Origin of the sequence: Castellaniella caeni NBRC 101664, from assembly GCF_001592225.1 — a bacterium.
Lineage (GTDB): Bacteria > Pseudomonadota > Gammaproteobacteria > Burkholderiales > Burkholderiaceae_B > Castellaniella > Castellaniella caeni.
In genome coordinates this window covers 180,676-202,724 of sequence record NZ_BCWN01000005.1, presented here as the reverse complement: position 1 = coordinate 202,724, position 22,049 = coordinate 180,676, and the positions used below count along the sequence as shown (strand labels likewise).

The window sequence follows — 22,049 nt, the reverse complement described above, 5'->3', positions numbered from 1 at the left end:
TTTAATGTTGTCAACGCCGAGATATCGGAGGCATGTGCTACCTGATTGCGGGCAAGCTCAGACATTTGCCTTCAAACCCTTATACTGCTGCGATGCAGCATGTCGCTTGATGGAGATTCTTTCCACACAAAACGTGAGAGCCTAATTTTTGAGGCTGTTTTGCGTACTGGCTAGCCAAGGCAAAACATCCGTTTAGCGTAACGTATTGATTTTATAAGAATTATATGGTGGGCGGTACAAGGTTCGAACTTGTGACCCCTGCCGTGTGAAGGCAGTGCTCTACCACTGAGCTAACCGCCCAATCGGGCGCTACCCTGAAAAGTGTGCAACACACGAGGCAGCCGACTGGAAAGAACGAGATTATATCTGAAATCGGACGGGCCTGCTGAAGCGTAACCAGCGCGACGTGCTATTTGGCCGCTGGCGACGCGGTCTCGTCCGCCGTGTCCATCGCGGGCGATTCGATTTCGCGCCACAGGCTGCGGCCTCCGGCGGCTTTGTCCAGGCCGTCGAGATAGGCCTCGTGCGCGGCCTGTTCGGCCTCGGTGACCGTAACGACCGGCAGCGCCGAGACATCGACGCGCGCCGACGCGCCCGTGGCCGCCTGCGCGCCCGTCTTGGTGGCGGGCTCTTCGGCCAGGTCGCCCAGCAGGGAATCCTGTCCGCGCGTCATGGCGAGCCAGACTTCGCCCAGCAATTCGGAGTCGAGCAAGGCGCCGTGCAGTGTGCGGTGGGCGTTGGAGATGCCAAAGCGGTCGCACAGGGCATCCAGGTTGTTGCGCTTGCCGGGGAACATCTCGCGCGCCACCAGCAGCGAATCGGTGACCTTGCCGCAGAACTCGGTAAAGGGCGGCAGCTTGGCGCGCGCCAGTTCGGCATTCAAGAATTTGACGTCGAACGCCGCGTTATGGATGATGACTTCGGCATCCTGCACGAAATCGATCAGCTGCTGGGCGATTTCGGGAAAGCGCGGATGTCCGGACAGGAACTCGGTGGTCAGTCCGTGCACCTGCAGCGCTTCAGGGTCGCTGTCGCGATCGGGGTTCAGGTACAGGTGCAGGTGTTTGTCCGTGACGCGTCGGTTGACGATCTCGACGCAGGCCAGCTCGACCACGCGGTGACCCTGGGCCGGTTCCAGGCCCGTGGTTTCGGTATCCAGCACAATTTGACGCATCACGGTTTTCCTTTCAGCTCGGCCACACCCTGGTTGGCCAGGGCATCGGCGCGTTCGTTGCCCGGATCGCCCGCGTGGCCCTTGACCCAGCGCCAGTGTAGTTCATGCTGGCTGGCGAGCGCATCGAGGTCTTGCCAGAGATCGGCGTTTTTCACCGGCTTTTTGTCGGCGGTGCGCCAGTCGCGCCGCTTCCAGTTGGGCAGCCATTGAGTCATGCCCTTTTGCACGTAGACCGAATCGGTATGCACCGTCACGACGCAGCGCCGCTTGAGCGCCTGCAGCGCGCGAATGACGGCCAGAAGTTCCATGCGGTTGTTGGTGGTGCCGGGTTCGCCCCCATGCAGGGTTTTCTCGTGCGGTCCCTGGCGCAGCAAGGCGCCCCAGCCGCCTGGCCCGGGATTGCCCTTGCAGGCGCCGTCCGTCCAGATGTCCACCCGCGGTTGTGCCGTCTGTGGTTCTGCCATGTGAATCTTGAATCCTTTCTTTCAATGCCCCGCGTCCGCGGGCGGCGTGCTCAGCGCTGGCTGTCTTCAACCTGGTTGGCGACCGGCGCCACCGCCGCCCGGCGTACACGCCGCTTGCGGCCCTTGCGCCAGGCCGGCCCCACCAGCCGCATGCCGCTGACGCGCTTGACGGCGGCAATCGCATACACCGCCCCGCCCGCAGGCCACCAGCGGTCACCGGCATGTTCCATGAAATGCCAACGACGCAGCCAGACGGGCGACGTGCACAAGGGCACGTAGCAACCGAAGCGGCCGCGATCGAGCTCGAAGGATAACAGCTTGAACCAATCCTTGAGCCGCGCGGGCGACACCTGGGACGGCACGGAGACCGGCAGCTGCAGGGCCAGCCCGGGCAGGGACTCGCGCAGGCCCCACAGGCTGTACGGGTTGAAGCCGGTGAGCACCACGCGGCCTTCGGGCATCAGCACGCGCTCGACCTCGCGCAGCACCTGGTGCGGGTCGATGCACCATTCGAGAGTGTGCGGCATGACGATCAGGTCGATGCTCTGAGAATCGAAGGGCAACTGTTCGGGCTCGCAGATCAGGCGCCCGGCCCGGGTGCCGAAGGGAGCCTCGGGGCTATGCGCCCAGGCCTTGTACGGGATACGATTGGCCTGCAGCAAATCCCAGTGGGGCAGGCCAACCTGCACGGCATGATAGCCAAAGGCGTTGCTCACCAGGGCATCCACCTGGCGCTGCTCCCAGGCGCGCACGTACTGCCCAATCGGGGTTTCCAGCCATTCCGCCAATTCGATCGGCATTGCGCGCTGCGGCACTGCTATGACTCCTTTGCCATGAAACCAACTGCCCCAAACCAAGACACGCCCGCCACCCTGACCCCGGTGTCGGCGCTCTCCGACAACTATATCTGGATGGTACAAAAAAATGGTCATGCCATTGTGGTCGACCCCGGCGAGGCCGAGCCCGTCCTGGCCCGCCTGACGCCGGGCCTGAACCTGGAAGCCATTTTGATCACCCACCACCACGCCGACCACACCGGCGGCGTGCGTGCATTACAACAGCGAACCGGGGCGCGCGTCTACGGGCCACGACACGAAAAGCTCCCGGCCTGCGACGTGCCACTGGGCGAAGGCGACACCGTCACCCTGCCCCTGACCGGCCTGCAATTTCAGGTGCTGGACATCCCCGGCCACACCGCCGGACACATCGCCTACGCGGGGCTGCTGGCCCCCGATCAGCCGCTGGTTTTCTGCGGCGACACCCTCTTCGCGGCGGGCTGCGGACGCGTCTTTGAAGGCACCCCTGCACAAATGGTCGAATCCTTGGGTAAAATCGGGTCTTTGCCGCCGGATACCCTGGTGTGCTGCGCACACGAATATACGGCGGCCAATATCCGCTGGGCCCTGCAGGTCGAACCGGCCAACGCCACCCTGCAGGCGCGTGCCCAGGATACGGCGCGGCTGCGCGCTCAGGGTCTGCCTACCGTGCCGTCACGGCTGGGGCTCGAGCTGCAGAGCAACCCGTTTCTGCGCACCCATCACCCGGACGTTCGGGCCGCGGCCAGCCGCTATGCTGCATCTCCGCTGAACTCACCGCAAGAGGTCTTCGCCTGCCTGCGCCGATGGAAGAACGAATTCAAATGATCCACCCATGAAATTCCTGCGACTGCTCCTGCCGCTGATCCTGGTGGTACTGGCTGGCTGCGCCACCCAGACGAACTCCAACAAACAGCGCCAGGCCTACGTGGCAGAGGACACCTCGCGCACCGTCGATCTCACCCACCCGCCACGCGACATGTGGGATCGCATCCGGCGCGGCTTCGCCATCCCCAATCTGCACAGCGAAAAGGTCGATTACTGGACGAACTACTACGCGTCCAACCCGCAGTCGGTGCTGCTCATGAGCCAGCGCGCGGGCAAGTACCTGTACTACATCGTCGATGAACTCAATCGCCGCGGCCTGCCCACTGAACTGGCCCTGCTGCCCTTTGTCGAATCGGCCTACGACCCCAACGCCCTGTCGCGCTCGCAGGCCTCGGGTCTGTGGCAATTCATCCCCAGCACGGGCCTGCACTACAAGCTGCAGCAAGACCGCTGGCGCGACCAGCGGCGCGACCCGGTGGCCTCGACCCAGGCCGCGCTCGACTACCTGAGCTATCTGTACGACTTCCAGGGCGACTGGTATCTGGCCCTGGCCTCGTACAACTGGGGCGAGGGCGCTGTCAAGCGCGCCATGGACAAGGCCGCCAGCAACGACCGCCAGCCCATCTACACGCAGCTCGACATGCCGGACGAAACGCGCAACTACGTGCCCAAGCTGCAGGCCATCAAGAACATCATCGCGCGCCCCGAAAAGTACGGCATCACCCTGCCACGCGTCAATAACACGCCCTATTTCACCACCGTCCACAAGACGCGCGACATGGACGTCGCCGTGGCCGCCGCGCTGGCCGAGATGCCCATCGAAGACTTCAAGGCGCTCAACCCCTCCTACAACAAGCCCGTCATCCTGGGCGAGCACAACCCGGCGCTGCACCTGCCGCTCGACAAGGTCGAGGCCTTCAACGACAACCTCAAGACCTACACCGGGCGTCTGTCTTCCTGGCAGGTGGTGCATCCGCAGCGCGGACAGTCGCTGGCCAGCATCGCCAAGGCCAACGGCATCACGCTCACTCAGCTGCGCCAGGCCAACAACCTGGGCCCGCGCGACACCCGCGCCACCGTGGCCACGCTGCTGGTGCCGGCGGCCAACGCCGCCCCAGCCCCCGCAGGCGGCGTCCAGCTGGCGTCCTACTCGCCCGACAAGCCCGAGTCGCCCGCCGTGCGCCTGGCCAGCCGCGCCCCGGCCGCCGCCCCCGCGCGGCCCGCCCGCCCGCGCACCGCGCAGCCCAGCGTGCGCACCCACACCATACGCAAGGGCGACACGCTCTTTTCCCTGGCCCGCCGCTACAACACGTCGGTGGACGCCCTGCGCAAACTGAACAATCTCAAGAACACCTCGCTGTCCACCGGCCAACGCCTGCGCGTCCCAGGCTCAGAGGTACAGGGATGAAATAGGCGCCTGCAGGCGCTGAGGTGAAGAACTCTTCGCACCAGGCAATACAAAAACTTCTTTCAGATCACAAAAGGCAAGCAACCATGGGTTTTCTCACCGGCAAACGCATCCTCATCACCGGGGTGCTCTCCAATCGCTCCATTGCCTACGGCATCGCCCACGCCTGCCGCGCCCAGGGGGCCGAACTGGCCCTCACCTACGTCGGCGAGCGCTTTGAAGAGCGCGTGCGTGGCTTTGCCAAAGACCTGGGCAGCGACATTGTCATCCCCTGCGACGTAGCCGACGACGCCCAGATCGAAGCCACCTTCGCCGCCCTGCGCGAGCGCTGGGACGGCCTCGACGGCCTGGTGCACTCCATCGGCTTCGCGCCGCGCGATGCGCTCGAAGGCGACTTCCTCGACGGCATGACGCGCGAGAACTTCCGCATCGCCCACGACATCTCGGCCTACAGCTTCCCGGCACTGGCCAAGGCCGCGCTGCCGCTGCTCGAAGGGCGCAAGGGCTCGGTGCTCACGCTCACCTACCTGGGTGCGGAAAAAGCCATCCCCAACTACAACATGATGGGCCTGGCCAAGGCCTCGCTGGAAGCCAGCGTGCGCTACCTGGCCAAGTCGCTCGGCAAAAAAGGCCTGCGCGCCAACGGCATCTCGGCGGGCCCCATCAAGACCCTGGCCGCCAGCGGCATCCGCGACTTCTCCAACATGCTGAAATACGTCGAGTCGCAATCGCCGCTGGGGCGCAACGTCACCATCGAAGACGTGGGCAACGCGGCGTCCTTCCTGCTGTCCGATCTGGCCGCCGGCATCACCGGCGAAATCCTGCACGTGGATTGCGGGTTCTCGAACACCGTCCCGGGCATGGACTGATAATCAGGTCTGACGCGCCGCCAGGCCGGGCGCACCACACCGGCCCGGCGGACGCCCGACAACAGGTACTCAGGCAGATCACCGTGGCACTGTCAGAACAGGAACGAAACCGCAACAAGCTGCAGGGCTTTCTCGAAGACAAGCTCAAGTGGCACGACTACACCCACCTCATCGTCGCCGACGACGACATGGCGCCGGCCACCTGGTTCATCCACACCATTGGCCTGGCGCGCGCGCAGCTGCCCGAACTCATCCTCACCGGCGCGCTCGATCACAGCCTGGCCATGGACGTCATCGCCGACGTGGTGGCCTATGCGCGCAAGCACGAGGGCCTGATCGACGGCGCGCGGCCCGGCCCCGAGGTACGCATCCCCGTCCTGCTGAAAGACGTCTCCACGCCCTTTGTATTGACGCAGCGCGTGGCCCAGGCCAGCAGCCGCTTTGGCGAATCGATCAAAGTGTTCCAGATCGTCTGGGCCGACCCCGAAGGCCGGTTTCCCGGCGATGCCGCCTACGACGCGGCGGAGTGCCCGCAGCAGGCGCTATGGGGGGCTGCCCCCGCCTGACCAGGGCGCGCCGACGACAAGAACGCCGACCACCGCCCTTCTGGCCGGGCACAGGCCGCTCCGGCCGGGGCAAACGCCCGCCCTGGCCGCCGCACGATCCGGATCAGCCCAGGCGCTGGCGCACGATCTCCGCGAACAGCGCCACACCCGTGGACAGGGTGTCGTCGTCGAAATCGAAACCGGGATGATGGCAGGTCAGGCCGTTGTGGCCCAGGAAAAAATACGCGCCTGGACGCTGCTGCAGCATGTAGGCGAAGTCTTCCGAGGCCATCAGCGGCGGACAATCGATCACCTGATCCGCCCCCAGCACAGCGGCGGCAGCCTGGCGCACGACGTCCGTCTGCTCGGACGCATTCACGGTGGCAGGCGAGCTTTGCAGGTGCTCGAAGCGGACGCCGCAGCCATGGGTGGCCGCAATCCCGTCGCAGACGCGCTGCAAGCCATCCAGCGCCACCTGGCGCGCCGTCGGCGAGAGCGTACGCAGCGTACCTTCCAGCTGTGCCGTGCCGGGGATGACGTTGATCGCCGTCCCGGCATGAAACTGGCACACGCTGAGCACGGCCACGTCCAGCGGATCGACGTTGCGGCTGACCACGCTTTGCAGGGACTGCACGAGCGCGGCACCAGCCACGATGGGGTCTACCCCCTTGTGCGGCATGGCGGAATGCGTCCCCACCCCGGTAATGTGGATGCGGAACCAGTCGCAGGCCGACAGGATGGCGCCGACCCGCACGCCGACCTGCCCCAGCGCGATGCAGTTGTTGTTGTGCAGGGCGTAGATTTCATCGCACGGAAACCGCTCGAACAGACCGGCGCGCATCAGCGCCAGGCCACCGGCCAGGGTTTCTTCCGCTGGCTGGAAAATGAAATTGACCGTGCCGGCAAAATCGCGGTGGGTCGCCAGGTATTTTGCGGCCCCCAGCAAAATGGCCGTATGGCCATCGTGCCCGCAGCCATGAAAGACATGCTCGTGCACCGAGCGGTAGTCAACACCCGTCTGCTCGTCCATGGGCAGGGCGTCCATGTCGGCCCGCAGGCCCAGGCTGCGCCCGGCCCCCAGGTTGCCCCGCAGCACGGCGATCACCGCCGTGGTCTCGCCAAACCCCTCATGCACTTCCAGCCCCCAGGCACGCAGCAGGCCCGCCACCTTGGCCGAGGTGCGATGCTCGTCGAAAGCCAGTTCGGGATGCTGGTGGATGTCGCGCCGCCAGGCGGCCATTTCTTCCGCCAGAGCGGCGATGTCGGGGTTCAGCACGAGGGCTCCTTGAACGCAAGTGAAGGGGGATTCCCGCAGGGAAGATAGCACACCCGGCCACCACCCTCGCCCCCGCCCGTTCCCGCAACGGGCCCGGCCAGACGGCCCCCCCGTGCGTCCTGACAACACGTATTAATTCGTATCTCAATCTGAACTATTTCTCCACTTTGCGCTCCTACCCGGATATACGCAGCAGAAAGCCTGCCGGGCTGCTGGCCATGCCGTACTTCTTGAAGACAGTCAACAGTGTTGGCGGGTCGAATTTCCACCAAGAGGTACTGTCATGTCAAAAAAGATGCTTTATATCTGCGCGGCACTGGCTGGCGCGTTCAGCCTGGGTTCGGCGCACGCCGCCTGCACCACCACCCTGGGCAGCGTCATGTCGCTCACCGGCTCGCTGGGCGTGCTGGGCCAGCAGATCGCCAAGGGGGCGCAGCTGGCGGTCGCCGACCTCAACGCCGCCAAGACGGCCAAGACCTGCACGCTGAGCCTGTCCCTGCTGGACGACCAGACCAGCGCCTCGGTCGGCGTGGATGCCGCCAAGAAACTGGTGGACGTGCAGCACGTGCCTGCCATCGTCGGCGCGCTTTCCAGCGGGGTGAGCGCCGCCATCCTGACCTCGGTCACAACGCCCAGCAAGGTCGTGCTGATCTCGCCCGCCTCGACCTCGCCCACGTTCACCCAGCTGGGCAAGGACGGCAAGACGGGCGGCTACTGGTTCCGCACCACGCCGTCCGACGCGCTGCAAGGCATCGCCATGGCCAAGGTCGCCCTGGATCAGGGCTACAAGAAGGTCGCCATCCTGTACCTGAACAATGCCTACGGCAAAGGCCTGAGTGACGAGTTCGCCGACGCCTTTGGCAAGCTGGGCGGCACCGTGACGCAAAACGTGGTCTACAACCCCAGCCAGCCGTCCTACCGCTCGGAAGTGGATCAGGCGCTCAACCCCGCCCCTGACGCCCTCTTTCTCATCGGCTACCCGGGCGACGGCACGACGATCGCGCGCGAGTGGATTTCGGACGGCGGCCCGCAGAAGTTCCTGTTTCCCGACGGCCTGGAATCGCAGACCTTCGCCAACGACGTGGGCCTGCAATACATGAAGGACGTGCACGGCACGGCCGCCGGATCGGTGACCACGCCGTCGCTCACCACATTCAAGCAGGAGTTCCAGGCGAAATTCGGCAGCCTGCCCACGCAGGCCTACATCACCAACGCCTATGACGGCACCGTCCTCGTGGGCCTGGCCATGGAATATGCCGGCCGGCACACTGGGACGGCCATCCGCGACAGCATCCGCAAAGTGACCGACCCCAAGGGCGAGAAGATTTATGCCGGTGTGGCGCAGCTGAAAAAAGCCGCCAAGCTGCTGGCCGAGCACAAGCCTATCCAGTACGTGGGTGCCTCGGGGCCGCTGCAGTTCGACCAGTACGGCGACATCAATGCGCCGATGGTGGTCTGGTCGGTCAATCAAGGCAAGGTTGAGCCCACCGGCATGGTGACGGTGGAGCAGATCGCCGCCTTGCGGCAACAGGCGGGCGCCCACTAGGCGCGCCGGGCCAGGACACGGACGGAGACATGGGCACACGGGACGCCTTGCACGGCGCCCCGGCGCAAGGACGCAGATCATGCTGGAAGTCAGAAACCTGGTGAAGGAGTTCGGCGGCCTGCACGCGGTGGACGGGGTGAGCTTCACCTTGCAGGCGCACACCATCACGGGCCTGGTGGGCCCCAATGGCGCGGGCAAGACGACGCTCTTCAACACGATTGCCGGGCTGCACCGGCCCACCTCGGGCGAAATCGTCTTCCAGGGCCGGCCGATTCAGGGCCTGGCGCCCCATCGCATCTTTCACGCGGGCCTGGTGCGCACCTTCCAGATCCCCCGCCCCTTTGCCGCCATGACCGTGCTGGAAAACACCATGATGGTGCCCGCCGGGCAGGCGGGCGAGCGTTTCTGGAACAACTGGTTCAGGCGGGGCGCCGTGCGCGCACAAGAGCAGGCCTGCCGCGCCCGCGCGCAGGACGTCCTGGATTTCGTGGGCCTGGATCGCCTGGCAGGCGAATACGCTCGCAATCTGTCGGGTGGCCAGCAAAAATTGCTGGAACTGGCCCGCGTGCTCATGGCCGACCCGCAGCTCATCCTGCTCGACGAACCGGGCGCTGGCGTCAACCCCAGCCTGCTGGCCGTCATCATGGACAAGCTGCGCGAACTGCATGCGCGCGGCATGACCTTTCTCATCATCGAGCACAACATGGAGCTGATCGCCGCGCTGTGCAACCCGGTGCTGGTGATGGCGCAGGGCAGGCTGCTGATGCAGGGCACGCCCGACGCCGTGCGCGGCGACCCGCGCGTGCTCGACGCCTACCTCGGAGGCGCCCCACAATGACTGGCCTGGCTTTACACGTCCAAGGGCTCGTGGCGGGCTACACGCCCGAGGTCGATATTCTGCGCGGCATCGACATCCAGGTGCGGCGCGGCGAAATCGTCACGGTGCTGGGGCCCAACGGGGCGGGAAAATCCACCCTCATCAAGGCCATCGCGGGCCTCGTGCCGGTGCGCGCGGGCCACGTCGAACTCTTCGACGAAGACATCACCGGCGTCCCCACGCATCTCATGACGCGTCGCGGCCTGGCCTATGTCCCGCAGACCGACAACATCTTCGCGCGCCTGAGCATCGAGGAAAACTTGCAGATGGGCGCCTATGTGGAACCCGACCGGACGGAACTCAAACGCAGGGCAACCCGCATCTACGCGGTTTTCCCGCATCTGCGGGAACGGCGCAGACAGGCGGCGGGCACACTGTCGGGCGGCGAGCGGCAGATGGTGGCCATCGGGCGCGCGCTGATGGCCGAGCCCCGGCTCATCATGCTCGACGAACCGTCGGCGGGGCTGTCGCCGAAGATGGTCGGGATGGTCTTCGCCAAGTTGCGCGACATCCGCGAGATGGGCATCACGATCCTGCTGGTGGAACAGAACGCCAAGGCGGCGCTGGCGATCTCCGACAGTGCCTGCATCCTGGCCGAGGGGCGCGACCGCATCCACGGCGCGGCCCGGTCGCTGCTGGACGACCCCGAAGTCGGGGCGCTGTACCTGGGCATGCGGGGGGCCGCATCATGATGCTGCTGCAATACGCCGCCAACGGCGTCATCCTGGGGGCCACGCTGGCCCTGGGCGCCATCGGCCTGACACTCACCTACAACATCCTGCGCTTCGCCAACTTCGCCCACGGCGAGTTTCTCACCTTCGGCGCCTACTTCGCCCTGGTCTTCGTGACGCTGTTTGCAGGCGCCAGCAGCACGCTGGGGCCCTTCAGCTTCGGCTGGGGCCTCATCGTCGCCCTGCTGCTGGCGGGCGTGCTGACAGCGGGCCTGGCCCTGCTGCTGGACTGGCTGCTGTTTCGCATGCTGCGCAAGAGCAACATCCAGGTGACGCTGGTCATCGCCTCGTTTGGCGCCTCGCTGCTGCTGCGCAACCTGGTCATCTTCATCTGGGGCTCGCAGCCCGAATACTATTCGCGCAATATCGCCATCGCGCTGCGGCTGCTGCCTGGCCTGCGCCTGACGGCGGACGAGCTCTTCGTGCTGCTCGTGACGGCGATCATGATGCTGGGCCTGCATCTGTTCCTGTCGCACACCCGCCTGGGCAAGGCCATGCGCGCGGTCTCGGACAATCCGGCGCTCGCCAGCGTCACCGGCATCCACGTGCAAGGCGTCATCCGCTGGACGTGGATCGTGGGCGGCAGCTTCGCCGCCGTCGCCGGCGTGCTGTTCGGCCTGACGGTGCAGATCGCGCCCGACATGGGCTTCAACCTGATCCTGCCCATGTTCGCCGCCGCCATCCTGGGCGGAATCGGCAGCATCTACGGCGCGGTGCTGGGCGGCCTCGTGATCGGCCTGGCCGAGTCGCTGTCCGTGCCCTTCATCGGCCCCGCCTACATGCCCGCCATCGGGTTCCTGCTGATGTTCATCATTTTGCTGGTCTATCCCAAAGGCCTGCTGGGAGACCGGTCATGAGCGGCCTGGGTTCCTATCTGATCTTTTTCCTCATCCAGGCGTTGATCTACGCCGTGGTCTGCCTGGGCCTGAACCTGCAATGGGGCTACACCGGCCTGTTCAACATCGGAGTCTGCGGCTTCTTCCTGGTGGGCGCCTACAGTTTCGCCATCTTGTGCGGGCCCAGCTACGCCAACCACCTGGGCGGCTTGCACCTGCCGTTCCTGCTGGGCCTGATCGGAGCCGCCGCCGCGGCGGCCTTGAGCGCCTGGATCGTCGGCATCCCGACGCTGCGATTGCACGAAGACTATCTGGCCATCGTCACCATCGGCATCGGCGCGATCTTTCAGCTGATCGCGCTGAACGCCGCCTGGCTGACGGGCGGAGCCGAGGGCGCCACCAGCATCCCCCGGTTGCTGCCAGGCCTGCATTTGTCGGTGCTGGGTCGCAACGTCCTGATGCTGGGCTTCATGATCCTGGCCACCGCCATCATCTACATTGCCCTGGAAGCCATGGTGCGTTCACCCTGGGGGCGCGTGCTCAAGGCGATCCGGGAAGACGAGGTGGCCGCCGCCTCGCTGGGCAAAAACCCCTTTGCCTTCCGGTTGCAGTCATTCGTGATTGGCTCAGCCATCATGGGACTGGGTGGCGCCCTGTACGCAAGCTTCGTCGGCTACATCAGCCCGGAAGATTTTTTGCCGATTCTCACGTTTCAGATCTGGACGATGCTGATCGTGGGCGGCAGCGGCAATAACAAGGGCGCGATCCTGGGCGCCCTGCTGATGTGGGCCGTCTGGACGGTAAGCGGCAGCTTCGCCCAATACATCCTGCCCGCCGACCTGCAGGTGAAAGGCGGCGCCGCGCAGATCATCCTGATCGGCCTGGTGCTGATGCTGATGCTGATCTTCCGGCCCCGCGGCCTGATCGGCGAAGAAGCCGTCATCTCGCACGGTGCGCGCGTCGAAGGGCCCGGCAAGCGGTAGAACCCATGTGTACCTGCCTTGTGTACCAGAAAGAGAACAAAGGCGGTAATCGAAGGGAACCGTATGGATTGCTTCCCTTCTAAATCAACAACTTAGAAACTTTGGCGGACAAGGGGGGATTCGAACCCCCGATACGCTATTCACGTATACACGCTTTCCAGGCGTGCGCCTTCAACCACTCGGCCACCTGTCCTGCACGTCCGGCAAGCTGCGCTGCAGACGAAGTCAAGCATTCTAACACGGATCAAGGCGCCAAAGGCGCCGCCACCCCCATGCCGCCCACCATTCTCTCGACGTAACGGGCAATCATGTCGATTTCGAGGTTGACGGGCGAACCGACCTGCAGGTTGCGCAAAGTGGTCACCTGCACCGTGTGCGGAATGAGGTTGATGGAAATCTCGGTGCCTTCTTCTTCGTCCTCGACCCGGTTCACGGTGAGGCTCACCCCGTTGACGGTGATGGAACCCTTGTACGCCAGGTACTTGGACAAGTGCGCGGGCACGATGATGCGCAGTTCGGTGGATTCACCCACGGCGTCGAGCAGCGTGACACGCCCCACCCCGTCCACGTGGCCCGACACCAGGTGCCCATCCAGGCTGTCGCCCAGGCGCAAGGCGTGTTCCAGATTGACCTCGCCCTCACGATCGAGGCCGCAGGTGCGCAGCAGGCTCTCGCGCGAGACGTCTACGTCGAAAGCACCCTCGTCCAGGGCCACGACCGTCATGCAGGCCCCCTGGATGGCAATGGAGTCGCCCAGGCGACTGGCCTGCAGCGGCAGCCCTCCGGCATCGATCGACAGGCGCACGCCGGCCTCTTCCGCAGCGCCCAGCGGCTGTACGCGAGTGATGCGGCCAACCGCCGCGATGATTCCAGTAAACATGGTCAGTATCCCGTTGGGTGACGGCGCGGGCGCTGGCGCCCGGCCGCGGACTGCCCCGCCTGCGGCGGGGCGCGAAATCAGCTCAGGCCGCACGCCAGGCGCAGGGCCTGCCAGCGGTCGGGGTCGCGCAGGCGCAGGCGGATGTCCTGGCCCAGCTGCAGCGTCTCGACGAATTCATAGCGATAGGCGGCCTCGAGGGACAGGACAGGCGTCGGCAAGGCGGCGAGGCTCAGGCCGTCGCCGAGCACGCAGGGGGCGACATAGCTTACCCATTCGTCCACGTGCTGCCCAGCCAGCAAGGCGCCCTGCAGCCGCGCGCCGGCCTCGACGTGCACCTCGTTGATCTCGTGCTGGCCCAACCACTGCATCAAGGCGCGCAGGTCGATGGCGCCGCTGGGGCCGGTGGGCAGCACCACGACCTTGACGTTGCGCCCCGCCAGCCGCGCCGCCTTGGCGGCGTCCGGGCGCGCGGTGAAAATCCAGACCGGATCGCCATTGAACAGGCGCGCCTGCTCGGAAATGATGAATTGTGTATCCAGCACCGCGCGAACCGGCTGGCGCGTGGTCTGCACGGCGCGCACGTCCAGCATCGGATCGTCGGCCATGACCGTGCCGATGCCCGTGAGCACGACGCAGGCCCGGGCGCGCCAGCGGTGCCCGTCGGCCCGTGCCGCATCGCCGGTGATCCACTGCGAGCGCCCGTCGGGCAGCGCCGTATGGCCGTCGAACGAACTGGCGGACTTCAGCCACAGCCACGGCGTGCCGCGCGTCATGCGGGCGCAGAACCCAGGGTTCTGCGCCAGCGCGTCATGGGCAAACAGGCCGACGTCCACCTGTACGCCCGCAGCCCGCAGGCGCGCAATGCCGCGTCCAGCCACCTGCGGGTTGGGATCTTGCAAAGCCACCACCACCCGGGCGACCCCCGCCGCCAGCAACGCATCGGCGCACGGCCCGGTACGCCCCCGGTGGCTGCAGGGTTCGAGCGTGACGTAAGCCGTCGCGCCACGCACATCGACCCCCTGCCCAGCGGCCAGGTGCAGCGCCTGCGCCTCGGCATGGCGCCCGCCCACCGGCTGGGTGTTGCCCTCGGCCAACCAGTGGCCATCGCGCACCAGCACGCAGCCTACCCGCGGATTGGGGTTGCTCAGGAACAGGGATTGTTCGGCCACCGCCAGGGCACGCCGCATCCAGCGGTGGTCTTCGGTCGAAAAGCGGGCGGACTCAGCGCTCGTCATCGCCGATGGCGCGGAACTCATCGATGGCCCGCACGAATTCGTGGATGTTCTCGAAGCTGCGGTAGACCGAGGCAAAGCGCACGTACGCCACCTGGTCGAGCCGACGCAGTTCGTCCATGACAAGTTCGCCCACGTAGCCGGAGGGCACTTCGCGCTTGCCGCTGGTTTGCAGCCGCTCTTGGATGCGCGCCACGGCGGCATCGACCGCCTGCGCGGGGACGGGGCGCTTGCGCAGCGCCAGGCTCATGCTGGCGCGCAGCTTGGCCGGGTCGAAGTCGGCCCGGGTGCCGTTGCGCTTGACCACGGCGGGCATCATGAGATCGACCCGCTCGTAGGTGGTGAAGCGCCGGTCGCAGCGCGCGCAACGCCGCCGACGACGGATGGTGTCGCCTTCTTCGGATACCCGGGAATCGACCACCTGGGTATCGGGACTGCTACAGAACGGACACTTCATCTGCGCATCGGGCGCCGCTGGCGGCGCCCTTCCGGTTGCTTAACGATACACCGGCAGACGCGCCGTGAGTTCGTTGACGCGTGCACGCACGCGGGCGATGTTGTCGGCATCGTCGGGGTGGTCGAGCACGTCGGCAATGAGGTTGCCGGTGAGTTCGGCCTCGGCTTCTTTGAAGCCACGGGTGGTCATGGCCGGGGTGCCCAGGCGGATGCCACTGGTGACGAACGGCTTTTCGGGGTCGTTGGGGATGGCGTTCTTGTTGACCGTGATGTGCGCCTGGCCCAGGGCAGCCTCGGCCGCCTTGCCGGTAATGCCCTTGGCGCGCAGATCGACCAGCATGACGTGGCTTTCGGTGCGCCCCGACACGATGCGCAGGCCGCGCTTGACCAGCGTGTCCGCCAGCACGCGGGCGTTGGTCGCCACCTGCTGGGCGTACGCCTTGAATTCGGGCTGCAGGGCTTCGCCGAAGGCCACGGCCTTGGCGGCGATGACGTGCATCAACGGCCCGCCCTGGATGCCCGGAAAGATGGCGGAATTGATGATTTTCTCGAATTCGGATTTCATCAGGATGACGCCGCCGCGCGGGCCGCGCAGCGACTTGTGCGTGGTGGTGGTGACGAAATCGGCATGCGGCACGGGGTTGGGATACACGCCGCCCGCCACCAGACCCGCATAGTGGGCGATATCGACCATGAACAGGGCGCCGTTGTCGTGCGCGATGCGCGCCATGCGTTCGAAGTCGATGCGCAGCGCATAGGCCGACGCGCCGCCCACGATGAGCTTGGGCTTGAGCGTGCGGGTGAGTTCTTCGAGTTTGTCGTAATCGAGCACCTCGTTGGCATCCAGGCCGTACGAGTGGAAGTTGTACAGCTTGCCCGACGCGTTGACCGGCGAGCCGTGCGTGAGGTGACCGCCCTCGGCCAGGCTCATGCCCAGCACGGTATCGCCCGGTTTGAGCACCGCCATGTAGACGCCCTGATTGGCCTGCGACCCCGAGTTGGGCTGCACGTTGGCCGCCTCGGCACCAAAGATGGCCTTGACCCGATCGATGGCCAGCTGTTCGACGATGTCCACGTATTCGCAGCCGCCGTAGTAGCGCTTGCCGGGATAGCCTTCGGCGTACTTGTTGGTGAGCTGCGTGCCCTGGGCCTGCATGACGGCGGGGCTGGCGTAGTTTTCGGAGGCGATCAGCTCGATGTGCTGTTCCTGGCGGACATTTTCTTTCTGGATGGCGGCCCAGATGTCGGGGTCGGCCTGATCGAGGGTGCGAGAGCGGTCAAACATGAAGGTTCCTGAAGACGAAGGACGATGAACGAAAGCGGTCAAGCAAGGGGAAACCGGCCCATTCTAGCGCGAAGCAGCCCGCCTACAGCGCATGCAGCCGCGGGTTGAGCGTGTATGTGCCGCTGATGCTGGCCTGCGCCAGCACATGGCCCTGCAAGGCGGCCTTGACCTGCGCCCCCGTGAAGCGGCCCGAGACGTCGAGTTCGGCCACATCGAGCGCGTAGACGGTGAAGGCGTAGTGGTGGATGATCGAGTCGTTCCAGGGCGGGCACGGCCCGTCGTAGCCGAAATAATCGCCATTCATGTCGCGATCGACCGCAAACCAGCCGGTGTAGTCGTTGAGGCCCTGGCGCGTGCCGTCGAGCGCCAGCGGCCCCGCCTTGCCGCGCGGCGTGATGCCGTTGGAATAGCTGCCTTCGGCCAGCGCGCGGACGTCGGCGCCCACATCGACCAGCACCCAGTGGTAGAAATCGGTGCGCGGCAGGTCGGCGGGCACCTCGCGCCCCACTTGGTTGACGTCGTCGGGCTTGGTGGGCACGTCGGAATCGACGCACAGCACGACGAACGAGCGCGTGCCGTCGGGCACGTCCGACCAGGCCAGGTGCGGGTTGCGATTGCCAGCCAGGGCCACATGGCTTTGCGGATCGATGCGTCCAAACGCATTGCGCTCGGGGATGACCCCCTGATCGGGGAAAGATTCGCTATGCAGTTTCATGAGCCCTCCGGACTTGCCTAGGTTAAAGTGACCCGCGCAAACTTGCGCTTGCCCACTTGCATCACGTACGTACCCGCCGACAGCAGCAGGGATTTGTCTTCGATGCGGTCGCCGTCGATGCGCACGCCGCCTTGTTCAATATTACGCTGCGCTTCGGACGCGGACGAGGCCAGGCCCGCCTCGCGCAGGATCTTGAGTATGCCCAGGGGCGCCGCGCCCACCGTGACTTCGGGCATGTTCTCGGGCATGGCGCCATCGCGAAACTGCGCATTGAAGTGTTCGAGCGCCTGTTCGCCCTGGCCCGCGCCATGGAAGCGGTTGACGATTTCCTGCGCCAGCAGCACCTTGGCGTCGCGCGGGTTGCGGCCCGCCGTGATCTCGGCCTGCAGGGCGGCGATGTCGCCCAGCGAGCGAAACGACAGCAGCTCGAAGTAGCGCCACATGAGGGTGTCGGAAATCGACATCAGCTTGCCGAACATGGAATCGGGCGCCTCGGTGATGCCGATGTAGTTGCCCTTGGACTTGGACATCTTCTCGACGCCGTCGGTGCCTTCGAGCAGCGGCATGGTGAGCACGCACTGCGGCTCTTGTCCGTATTCTTTTTGCAGTTCGCGGCCCACCAGCAGGTTGAATTTCTGGTCGGTGCCGCCGAGTTCGAGGTCGGCCTTGAGCGCGACGGAATCGTAGCCCTGCAGCAGCGGATACAAAAATTCGTGCACCGAGATGGGGATGCCCCCCTTGAAGCGCCGAGTGAAGTCGTCGCGTTCCATCATGCGGGCCACGGTGTAGCGCGAGGCCAGCTGGATGAGGCCGCGCGCGCCCAGCTGGTCGTTCCATTCGGAGTTGTAGCGGATTTCGGTGCGCGCCGGGTCGAGCACCAGGCTGGCCTGCGCATAATAGGTTTCGGCGTTGCTGCGAATCTGCTCGGGCGTGAGCGGCGGGCGCGTGGTGTTGCGCCCGCTGGGGTCGCCGATCTGGGCGGTGAAGTCACCAATGAGAAAGATGACGGTGTGGCCCAGGTCTTGCAGCTGGCGCATCTTGTTGAGCACGACCGTGTGCCCCAGGTGGATGTCGGGGGCGGTGGGGTCGAGCCCCAGCTTGATGCGCAGGGGCACGCCGGTGGCGCGGCTGCGGGCCAGCTTGGTGGCGAATTCGGAAGCAACGAGAAGCTCGTCACAGCCCCGCTGAGCCACGCGCAGATCGTCGGCAATCTGGGGGTCTTCGGGGGCAGGAATGGACGACATGGTGGACGCTAATATCAGATAAATTGAAAAAAGGCTCGAAAAGCGTAGAGCAATGCGCTAGCATAACGTGCCTTCGCAGCTTCTGTACAACACATTCGACGCCTGAACGACGCGGTAGAGCCTCATATTAGCAGAGGCTCCCGCAGCTGCCAGCGTGTCGTCCAGGCGGTACAAATTTCCTCGAAGTCGCCACGCCCGCCAGACGGGCGTGGGTTCGTCGTACCGCTTGAATTCACCCCCTTTACCCATGATGCCTGCCTTCCACCAGACACGACGCCACATTACCCGCAGTTTGCTCTTTGCCGCTGGCGGCCTGTTCCTCACCGCAGCCGCACTGGCGGTCGTCCAGCCTGCCACACCGCCCGAACCCGTCTTCCAGGCGCGCCAGACACTCGACCTGCCCCCCATGGGCCAGCAAGCCGACAGCACCGACCCCTACATCGCCTCCACCCGCATCCGTCGCGGCGACACGGTGGCAGACCTGCTGCGCCGCCTGGGCATCAATGAAGACGGCCTGCTCGCCTTCCTCACGCACGACGCCAGCGCCCGCTCCATCTACAAGCTGTATCCGGGCCGCACCGTGCAGGCGGCCCTCGACGAACAGGGCCACATGATGTGGCTGCGCTACGCCCACACGCCCGGCAGCACGGCAAAGTCCGGCATCGAATCGGCCTGGCTGGAAGTGCGCCCCGACGGCCATGACGGCTTCAGCGCCCACGAACGCACCACCGCCGCCGTGCGCGAAACCCGCGTCGCCGAGGGCGAAATCTCCAGTTCGCTCTTTGGCGCCGCCGACGAGGCCCAGCTGCCCGACAGCATCACCATGGAAATGGTCGACATTCTGGGCAGCCGCATCGACTTCCTCAAAGACCTGCGCAAGGGCGACCGCTTTCGCATCGTCTACGACGCCTACATGCACGACGGCGAAGAAGTCGGCGCGGGCCACATCCGCGCCCTGGAATTCATCAACAAAGACAAGGCCTACAGCGCCGTCTGGTTCGAAACCGCCCAAGGCCAGGGCGGCTACTACGATTTCTCGGGCGCCAGCCTGAAGGGCGCCTTCCTGCGCACCGCCATCAAGTTCACCCGCATCAGCTCCACCTTCGGCATGCGCATGCACCCCATCCACAAGAAGTGGATCGGCCACAAGGGCGTCGATTACGCGGCGCCCTCGGGCACGCCCATCCACGCCACGGCGGATGGCACCGTCGAATTCATCGGCCAGCAAAACGGCTACGGCAACGTCATCATCCTGAAGAATTTCGGCAAGTATTCCACCCTCTACGCGCACCAGAGCCGCTTTGCCAAGGGCCTCAAGAAAGGCGACCACGTGCAGCAGGGCGACCTGATCGGCTACGTTGGCTCCACCGGCTGGGCCACGGGGCCGCACCTGCACTACGAATTCCGTATCAACAACCAGCCAGTTGATCCGCTGTCCACCGACCTCCCCATGGCACGCACGCTCGAAGCCCGCGACCAGAAGGCCTTCCAGGCCACGGTGGCGCGCTACCAGCCTGAAATCCAGCTGCTGGCCCGCCTGCAGGAAAGCCGCATCCAGCTGGCCGAACGCTGAAGCGGCCACGGCGCGCGCGCCCTGCGCGCCGCTGCGGGCGCGGCCCGGCCCAAACCGCCATGCACAGCCCCTACTTCATCGGCCTGATGTCAGGCACCAGCACCGACGGCGTGGACGGCGTGCTGGCGCACATCGGCCCGGCGGACGCGCCCGCCGCCCCCGACGACACCATCCGGATTCTGGCGAGCGCCAGCAGGGCGCTGCCCGTCATGCTGCGCCGCGAACTGCTGGCCCTGAACACACCAGGCACCAACGAGCTGGCGCGCGCAGCGCGCGCGGCCAACCGGCTGGCCGACTGCTATGCCCTGGTCGTGCGCGCCCTGCTGCGCCAATCCGGCCTGTCCGCCCAGGACATCCGCGCCATCGGCGCGCACGGCCAGACCGTGCGCCATGCCCCGGAGGCGGGCTATACATTGCAGCTCAACGCCCCGGCCCGGCTGGCCGAGCGCACCCGTATCGCCGTAGTGGCCGATTTCCGCAACCGGGACGTGGCGGCAGGCGGGCAAGGCGCGCCGCTGGTGCCGGCCTTCCATGCCGCCCGCTTTGGCTGGGACGCGGGCCGGGCCGTCCTGAATCTGGGCGGCATCGCCAACCTCACGGCGCTGGGCAACCCCGTGCGCGGCTTCGACACCGGGCCGGCCAACATGCTGATGGACGCCTGGGCCCAGCGTCACCTGGGCCAGCCCTACGACCACGAGGGCCGCTGGGCCGCACAAGGCAGCTGCCACGATGCACTGCTGGAAATCTTGTTGGCCGAACCCTGGCTGGCCCTGCCCGCGCCGAAATCGACAGGCCGCGACCTGTTCAGCCTGGCGTGGCTGGATGCCTGTCTGGATCAGCTGCCGTCAGCCACGCGCCCCGACCCTACGGACGTACAAGCCACGCTGCTGCGCTTCACCGTGCAAACCATCGCCCAGGCGATGTGCCGCGAAGCGCCCGACACGCGCGAAGTGCTGGCCTGCGGCGGCGGTGCGCTCAACCCGGTCTTGATGCAGGCCCTGACGCAGGCCCTGCCGGGCCGCCTGGCCAGCACGGCGGACTACGGAGTGCCCGTGCAATCGGTGGAAGCGCTGGCCTTCGCCTGGCTGGCACACGCGCACGTGACCGGCTACCCGGCCTGCCTGCCCGCCGTCACCGGCGCGCGGCACGCATCGATTGCCGGCTGTCTGTATCCCGCTTAGAGGCGGTCAGGACTGCTTACGGCGCAAAGGAAGATCCGCAGCCACAGGTGGTGTTGGCATTGGGATTGCGAATGACGAACTGCGAGCCTTCGAGATCGTCTTTGTAGTCGATTTCAGAGCCCACCAGATACTGGAAGCTCATCGCATCGACCAGCAGCTGCACCCCGTCGCGCTCGATGGTGGTGTCGTCTTCGGCCACGTCTTCGTCGAAGGTGAAGCCATACTGAAAGCCCGAACACCCCCCGCCCTGCACGAAGACGCGCAGCTTGAGCGCGGCATTGCCTTCTTCGGCCATCAGTTCGCGCACTTTGGCGACGGCGGCATCGGTGAAGACGAGCGGGCTGGGTGGCACGTCGAGGTTGGCTTGTTCAATGACTGTCATGGTGGGGCTCCTGTGCGGGCGAGGCCGCACGGTTCAAGGCAGCATCCTGGGTGGCGCGCACGGTATCGCCTTCGAGGATTTCGAGGCGCACGGACTGCACCTGCAGGCCTGGCGCCAACTGCAAGACCCCCGTGCTGCGCTGGAACTGATCGAATACCAGCGCCAGGGGATCGGCAGCCCCGGCAGCCGCCTGGGTCTGGTCGGCTTCCGGGGTCTGCGGGGGTGAAAGCTGGATTTTAACGGCTTTGCCCTGCGAAGTGCCCAATGCCACAAACCGCATGCGGCCTTTGAAGGGCTGGGCGCCCGCGGCGGCATTGCGCGAGAGCAGCACGCGATAGTGCAGGAAATCGCCCTCGGGCTGCACGTCGAAGGCACGCACCGCCACCGCCCCCGCCGGCCCTGGCGGGATGAGCTGCTCGTAGAAAGCCAGCTGATCGCGCACCTGCCCCAGCTGCTGCTGCAGCTGGGCTACCTTGTCTTGCAGGGCACGCTGGGTGCCCGCCTGCACGTCGGCCGCGCTTTGTGCCGCCGCCTGGGCGGCCTGGGCCTGGGCCAGGCTGGCCTGCTGATCCCGCACTTGCGCCTGCAAGGCCTGCATTTTGGCGTGGTCGCCCGCGTGCATGCCCAGGTGCATGGCCACGGCCCCCGCCACGAAGACGACGAGAAAAGCCAGCGCCATCTTGAGCTTGCGCACCAGCCAGCGGCTGAACCCGCCTGCTTGCGAGGGCTGTTGAGCCATGGTGGTCTCC

At 65.9% G+C, this 22,049-nt stretch carries 23 protein-coding genes and 2 tRNA genes; 11 read left to right on the top strand and 14 right to left on the bottom strand.

Features of this window, described 5'->3' with window-relative positions; all coding sequences use genetic code 11:
* Positions 1-225: 225 nt before the first annotated feature.
* The 4 genes from CCA01S_RS05415 to CCA01S_RS05400 form a co-directional block, all read right to left on the bottom strand.
* Positions 226-300 (bottom strand) — tRNA-Val (locus tag CCA01S_RS05415).
* 109 nt (positions 301-409) lie between these two features.
* Positions 410-1,174, bottom strand: coding sequence for a DNA polymerase III subunit epsilon (gene dnaQ / locus CCA01S_RS05410; RefSeq protein ID WP_066455130.1), 765 nt, complete (start codon positions 1,172-1,174; stop codon positions 410-412).
* Complete coding sequence (gene rnhA / locus CCA01S_RS05405) at positions 1,174-1,638, bottom strand: ribonuclease HI (RefSeq protein ID WP_066455127.1); 465 nt, start codon at positions 1,636-1,638, stop codon at positions 1,174-1,176. Before rnhA ends, dnaQ begins: the two co-directional genes overlap by 1 nt.
* 50 nt (positions 1,639-1,688) lie before the next feature.
* Positions 1,689-2,438, bottom strand: a complete 750-nt coding sequence (locus CCA01S_RS05400) for a class I SAM-dependent methyltransferase (protein ID WP_066455125.1) — start codon at positions 2,436-2,438, stop codon at positions 1,689-1,691.
* A 33-nt stretch (positions 2,439-2,471) separates the two neighbouring features.
* Here CCA01S_RS05400 and gloB point away from each other — a divergent pair, with 33 nt between their 5' ends.
* From gloB to CCA01S_RS05380, 4 genes are all read left to right on the top strand, one after another.
* Positions 2,472-3,281, top strand: a complete 810-nt coding sequence (gene gloB, locus CCA01S_RS05395) for a hydroxyacylglutathione hydrolase (protein WP_066455123.1) — start codon at positions 2,472-2,474, stop codon at positions 3,279-3,281.
* 7 nt (positions 3,282-3,288) lie between these two features.
* On the top strand, positions 3,289-4,689 hold the full coding sequence (locus CCA01S_RS05390; RefSeq protein WP_066455121.1) for a transglycosylase SLT domain-containing protein: 1,401 nt from the start codon (positions 3,289-3,291) through the stop codon (positions 4,687-4,689).
* A gap of 86 nt (positions 4,690-4,775) precedes the next feature.
* Positions 4,776-5,558 (top strand): enoyl-ACP reductase FabI, encoded by a 783-nt coding sequence (fabI, locus tag CCA01S_RS05385; RefSeq protein WP_066455118.1) that lies wholly within the window; start codon positions 4,776-4,778, stop codon positions 5,556-5,558.
* Between the two features lie 83 nt (positions 5,559-5,641).
* Positions 5,642-6,124, top strand: coding sequence for a DUF4262 domain-containing protein (locus tag CCA01S_RS05380; RefSeq protein WP_066455115.1), 483 nt, complete (start codon positions 5,642-5,644; stop codon positions 6,122-6,124).
* 103 nt (positions 6,125-6,227) lie between these two features.
* On the opposite strand, the gene CCA01S_RS05375 is transcribed toward CCA01S_RS05380, so the two are convergent.
* Positions 6,228-7,379: a M20 aminoacylase family protein gene (locus CCA01S_RS05375; RefSeq protein ID WP_232304976.1), complete on the bottom strand. Its 1,152-nt coding sequence runs from the start codon at positions 7,377-7,379 to the stop codon at positions 6,228-6,230.
* A 283-nt stretch (positions 7,380-7,662) separates the two neighbouring features.
* Here CCA01S_RS05375 and CCA01S_RS05370 point away from each other — a divergent pair, with 283 nt between their 5' ends.
* The 5 genes from CCA01S_RS05370 (at position 7,663) to CCA01S_RS05350 (ending at position 12,352) form a co-directional block, all read left to right on the top strand.
* Positions 7,663-8,925 carry an ABC transporter substrate-binding protein gene (locus CCA01S_RS05370; protein ID WP_066455111.1) on the top strand — a complete coding sequence of 421 codons (1,263 nt, stop codon included), beginning with the start codon at positions 7,663-7,665 and terminating at the stop codon, positions 8,923-8,925.
* Between the two features lie 79 nt (positions 8,926-9,004).
* Positions 9,005-9,763, top strand: a complete 759-nt coding sequence (locus CCA01S_RS05365) for an ABC transporter ATP-binding protein (protein WP_066455109.1) — start codon at positions 9,005-9,007, stop codon at positions 9,761-9,763.
* On the top strand, positions 9,760-10,494 hold the full coding sequence (locus CCA01S_RS05360; RefSeq protein WP_066455108.1) for an ABC transporter ATP-binding protein: 735 nt from the start codon (positions 9,760-9,762) through the stop codon (positions 10,492-10,494). Before CCA01S_RS05365 ends, CCA01S_RS05360 begins: the two co-directional genes overlap by 4 nt.
* Entirely contained in the window at positions 10,491-11,390 is a 900-nt protein-coding gene (locus tag CCA01S_RS05355; protein WP_232304975.1) for a branched-chain amino acid ABC transporter permease, read from the top strand. Before CCA01S_RS05360 ends, CCA01S_RS05355 begins: the two co-directional genes overlap by 4 nt.
* Positions 11,387-12,352: a branched-chain amino acid ABC transporter permease gene (locus tag CCA01S_RS05350; protein WP_066455107.1), complete on the top strand. Its 966-nt coding sequence runs from the start codon at positions 11,387-11,389 to the stop codon at positions 12,350-12,352. Before CCA01S_RS05355 ends, CCA01S_RS05350 begins: the two co-directional genes overlap by 4 nt.
* A gap of 102 nt (positions 12,353-12,454) precedes the next feature.
* Here the strand turns inward: CCA01S_RS05350 and CCA01S_RS05345 are convergent.
* From CCA01S_RS05345 to tyrS, 7 genes are all read right to left on the bottom strand, one after another.
* A tRNA-Ser gene (locus CCA01S_RS05345) sits at positions 12,455-12,545 on the bottom strand.
* 51 nt (positions 12,546-12,596) lie between these two features.
* Positions 12,597-13,232 (bottom strand): riboflavin synthase, encoded by a 636-nt coding sequence (locus CCA01S_RS05340; RefSeq protein WP_066455104.1) that lies wholly within the window; start codon positions 13,230-13,232, stop codon positions 12,597-12,599.
* Between the two features lie 77 nt (positions 13,233-13,309).
* Entirely contained in the window at positions 13,310-14,467 is a 1,158-nt protein-coding gene (ribD, locus tag CCA01S_RS05335) for a bifunctional diaminohydroxyphosphoribosylaminopyrimidine deaminase/5-amino-6-(5-phosphoribosylamino)uracil reductase RibD (RefSeq protein ID WP_066455101.1), read from the bottom strand.
* Entirely contained in the window at positions 14,454-14,921 is a 468-nt protein-coding gene (nrdR, locus tag CCA01S_RS05330; protein ID WP_066455099.1) for a transcriptional regulator NrdR, read from the bottom strand. Before nrdR ends, ribD begins: the two co-directional genes overlap by 14 nt.
* Before the next feature lie 39 nt (positions 14,922-14,960).
* A complete protein-coding gene (gene glyA / locus CCA01S_RS05325) occupies positions 14,961-16,205 on the bottom strand; it encodes a serine hydroxymethyltransferase (RefSeq protein WP_066455096.1) in 1,245 nt (414 codons plus the stop codon).
* A gap of 82 nt (positions 16,206-16,287) precedes the next feature.
* Entirely contained in the window at positions 16,288-16,920 is a 633-nt protein-coding gene (locus tag CCA01S_RS05320) for a YbhB/YbcL family Raf kinase inhibitor-like protein (protein WP_066455094.1), read from the bottom strand.
* 17 nt (positions 16,921-16,937) lie between these two features.
* The gene (gene tyrS, locus CCA01S_RS05315; RefSeq protein ID WP_066455093.1) at positions 16,938-18,164 is read right to left on the bottom strand and encodes a tyrosine--tRNA ligase; all 1,227 of its coding nucleotides are present in this window, start codon (positions 18,162-18,164) and stop codon (positions 16,938-16,940) included.
* Between the two features lie 247 nt (positions 18,165-18,411).
* Between tyrS and CCA01S_RS05310 the strand changes: the two genes are divergently transcribed.
* Together CCA01S_RS05310 and CCA01S_RS05305 are read left to right on the top strand one after the other, a co-directional pair.
* Positions 18,412-19,737, top strand: a complete 1,326-nt coding sequence (locus CCA01S_RS05310) for a M23 family metallopeptidase (RefSeq protein ID WP_084386510.1) — start codon at positions 18,412-18,414, stop codon at positions 19,735-19,737.
* A 59-nt stretch (positions 19,738-19,796) separates the two neighbouring features.
* Positions 19,797-20,918, top strand: coding sequence for an anhydro-N-acetylmuramic acid kinase (locus CCA01S_RS05305; RefSeq protein WP_066455091.1), 1,122 nt, complete (start codon positions 19,797-19,799; stop codon positions 20,916-20,918).
* A 16-nt stretch (positions 20,919-20,934) separates the two neighbouring features.
* Here CCA01S_RS05305 and erpA read toward each other — a convergent pair whose 3' ends face one another.
* Together erpA and CCA01S_RS05295 are read right to left on the bottom strand one after the other, a co-directional pair.
* Entirely contained in the window at positions 20,935-21,300 is a 366-nt protein-coding gene (gene erpA, locus CCA01S_RS05300) for an iron-sulfur cluster insertion protein ErpA (RefSeq protein WP_066455085.1), read from the bottom strand.
* A complete protein-coding gene (locus CCA01S_RS05295; protein ID WP_066455083.1) occupies positions 21,287-22,039 on the bottom strand; it encodes a DUF6776 family protein in 753 nt (250 codons plus the stop codon). The genes erpA and CCA01S_RS05295 overlap by 14 nt, the downstream gene beginning before the upstream one ends.
* Positions 22,040-22,049 lie beyond the last annotated feature (10 nt).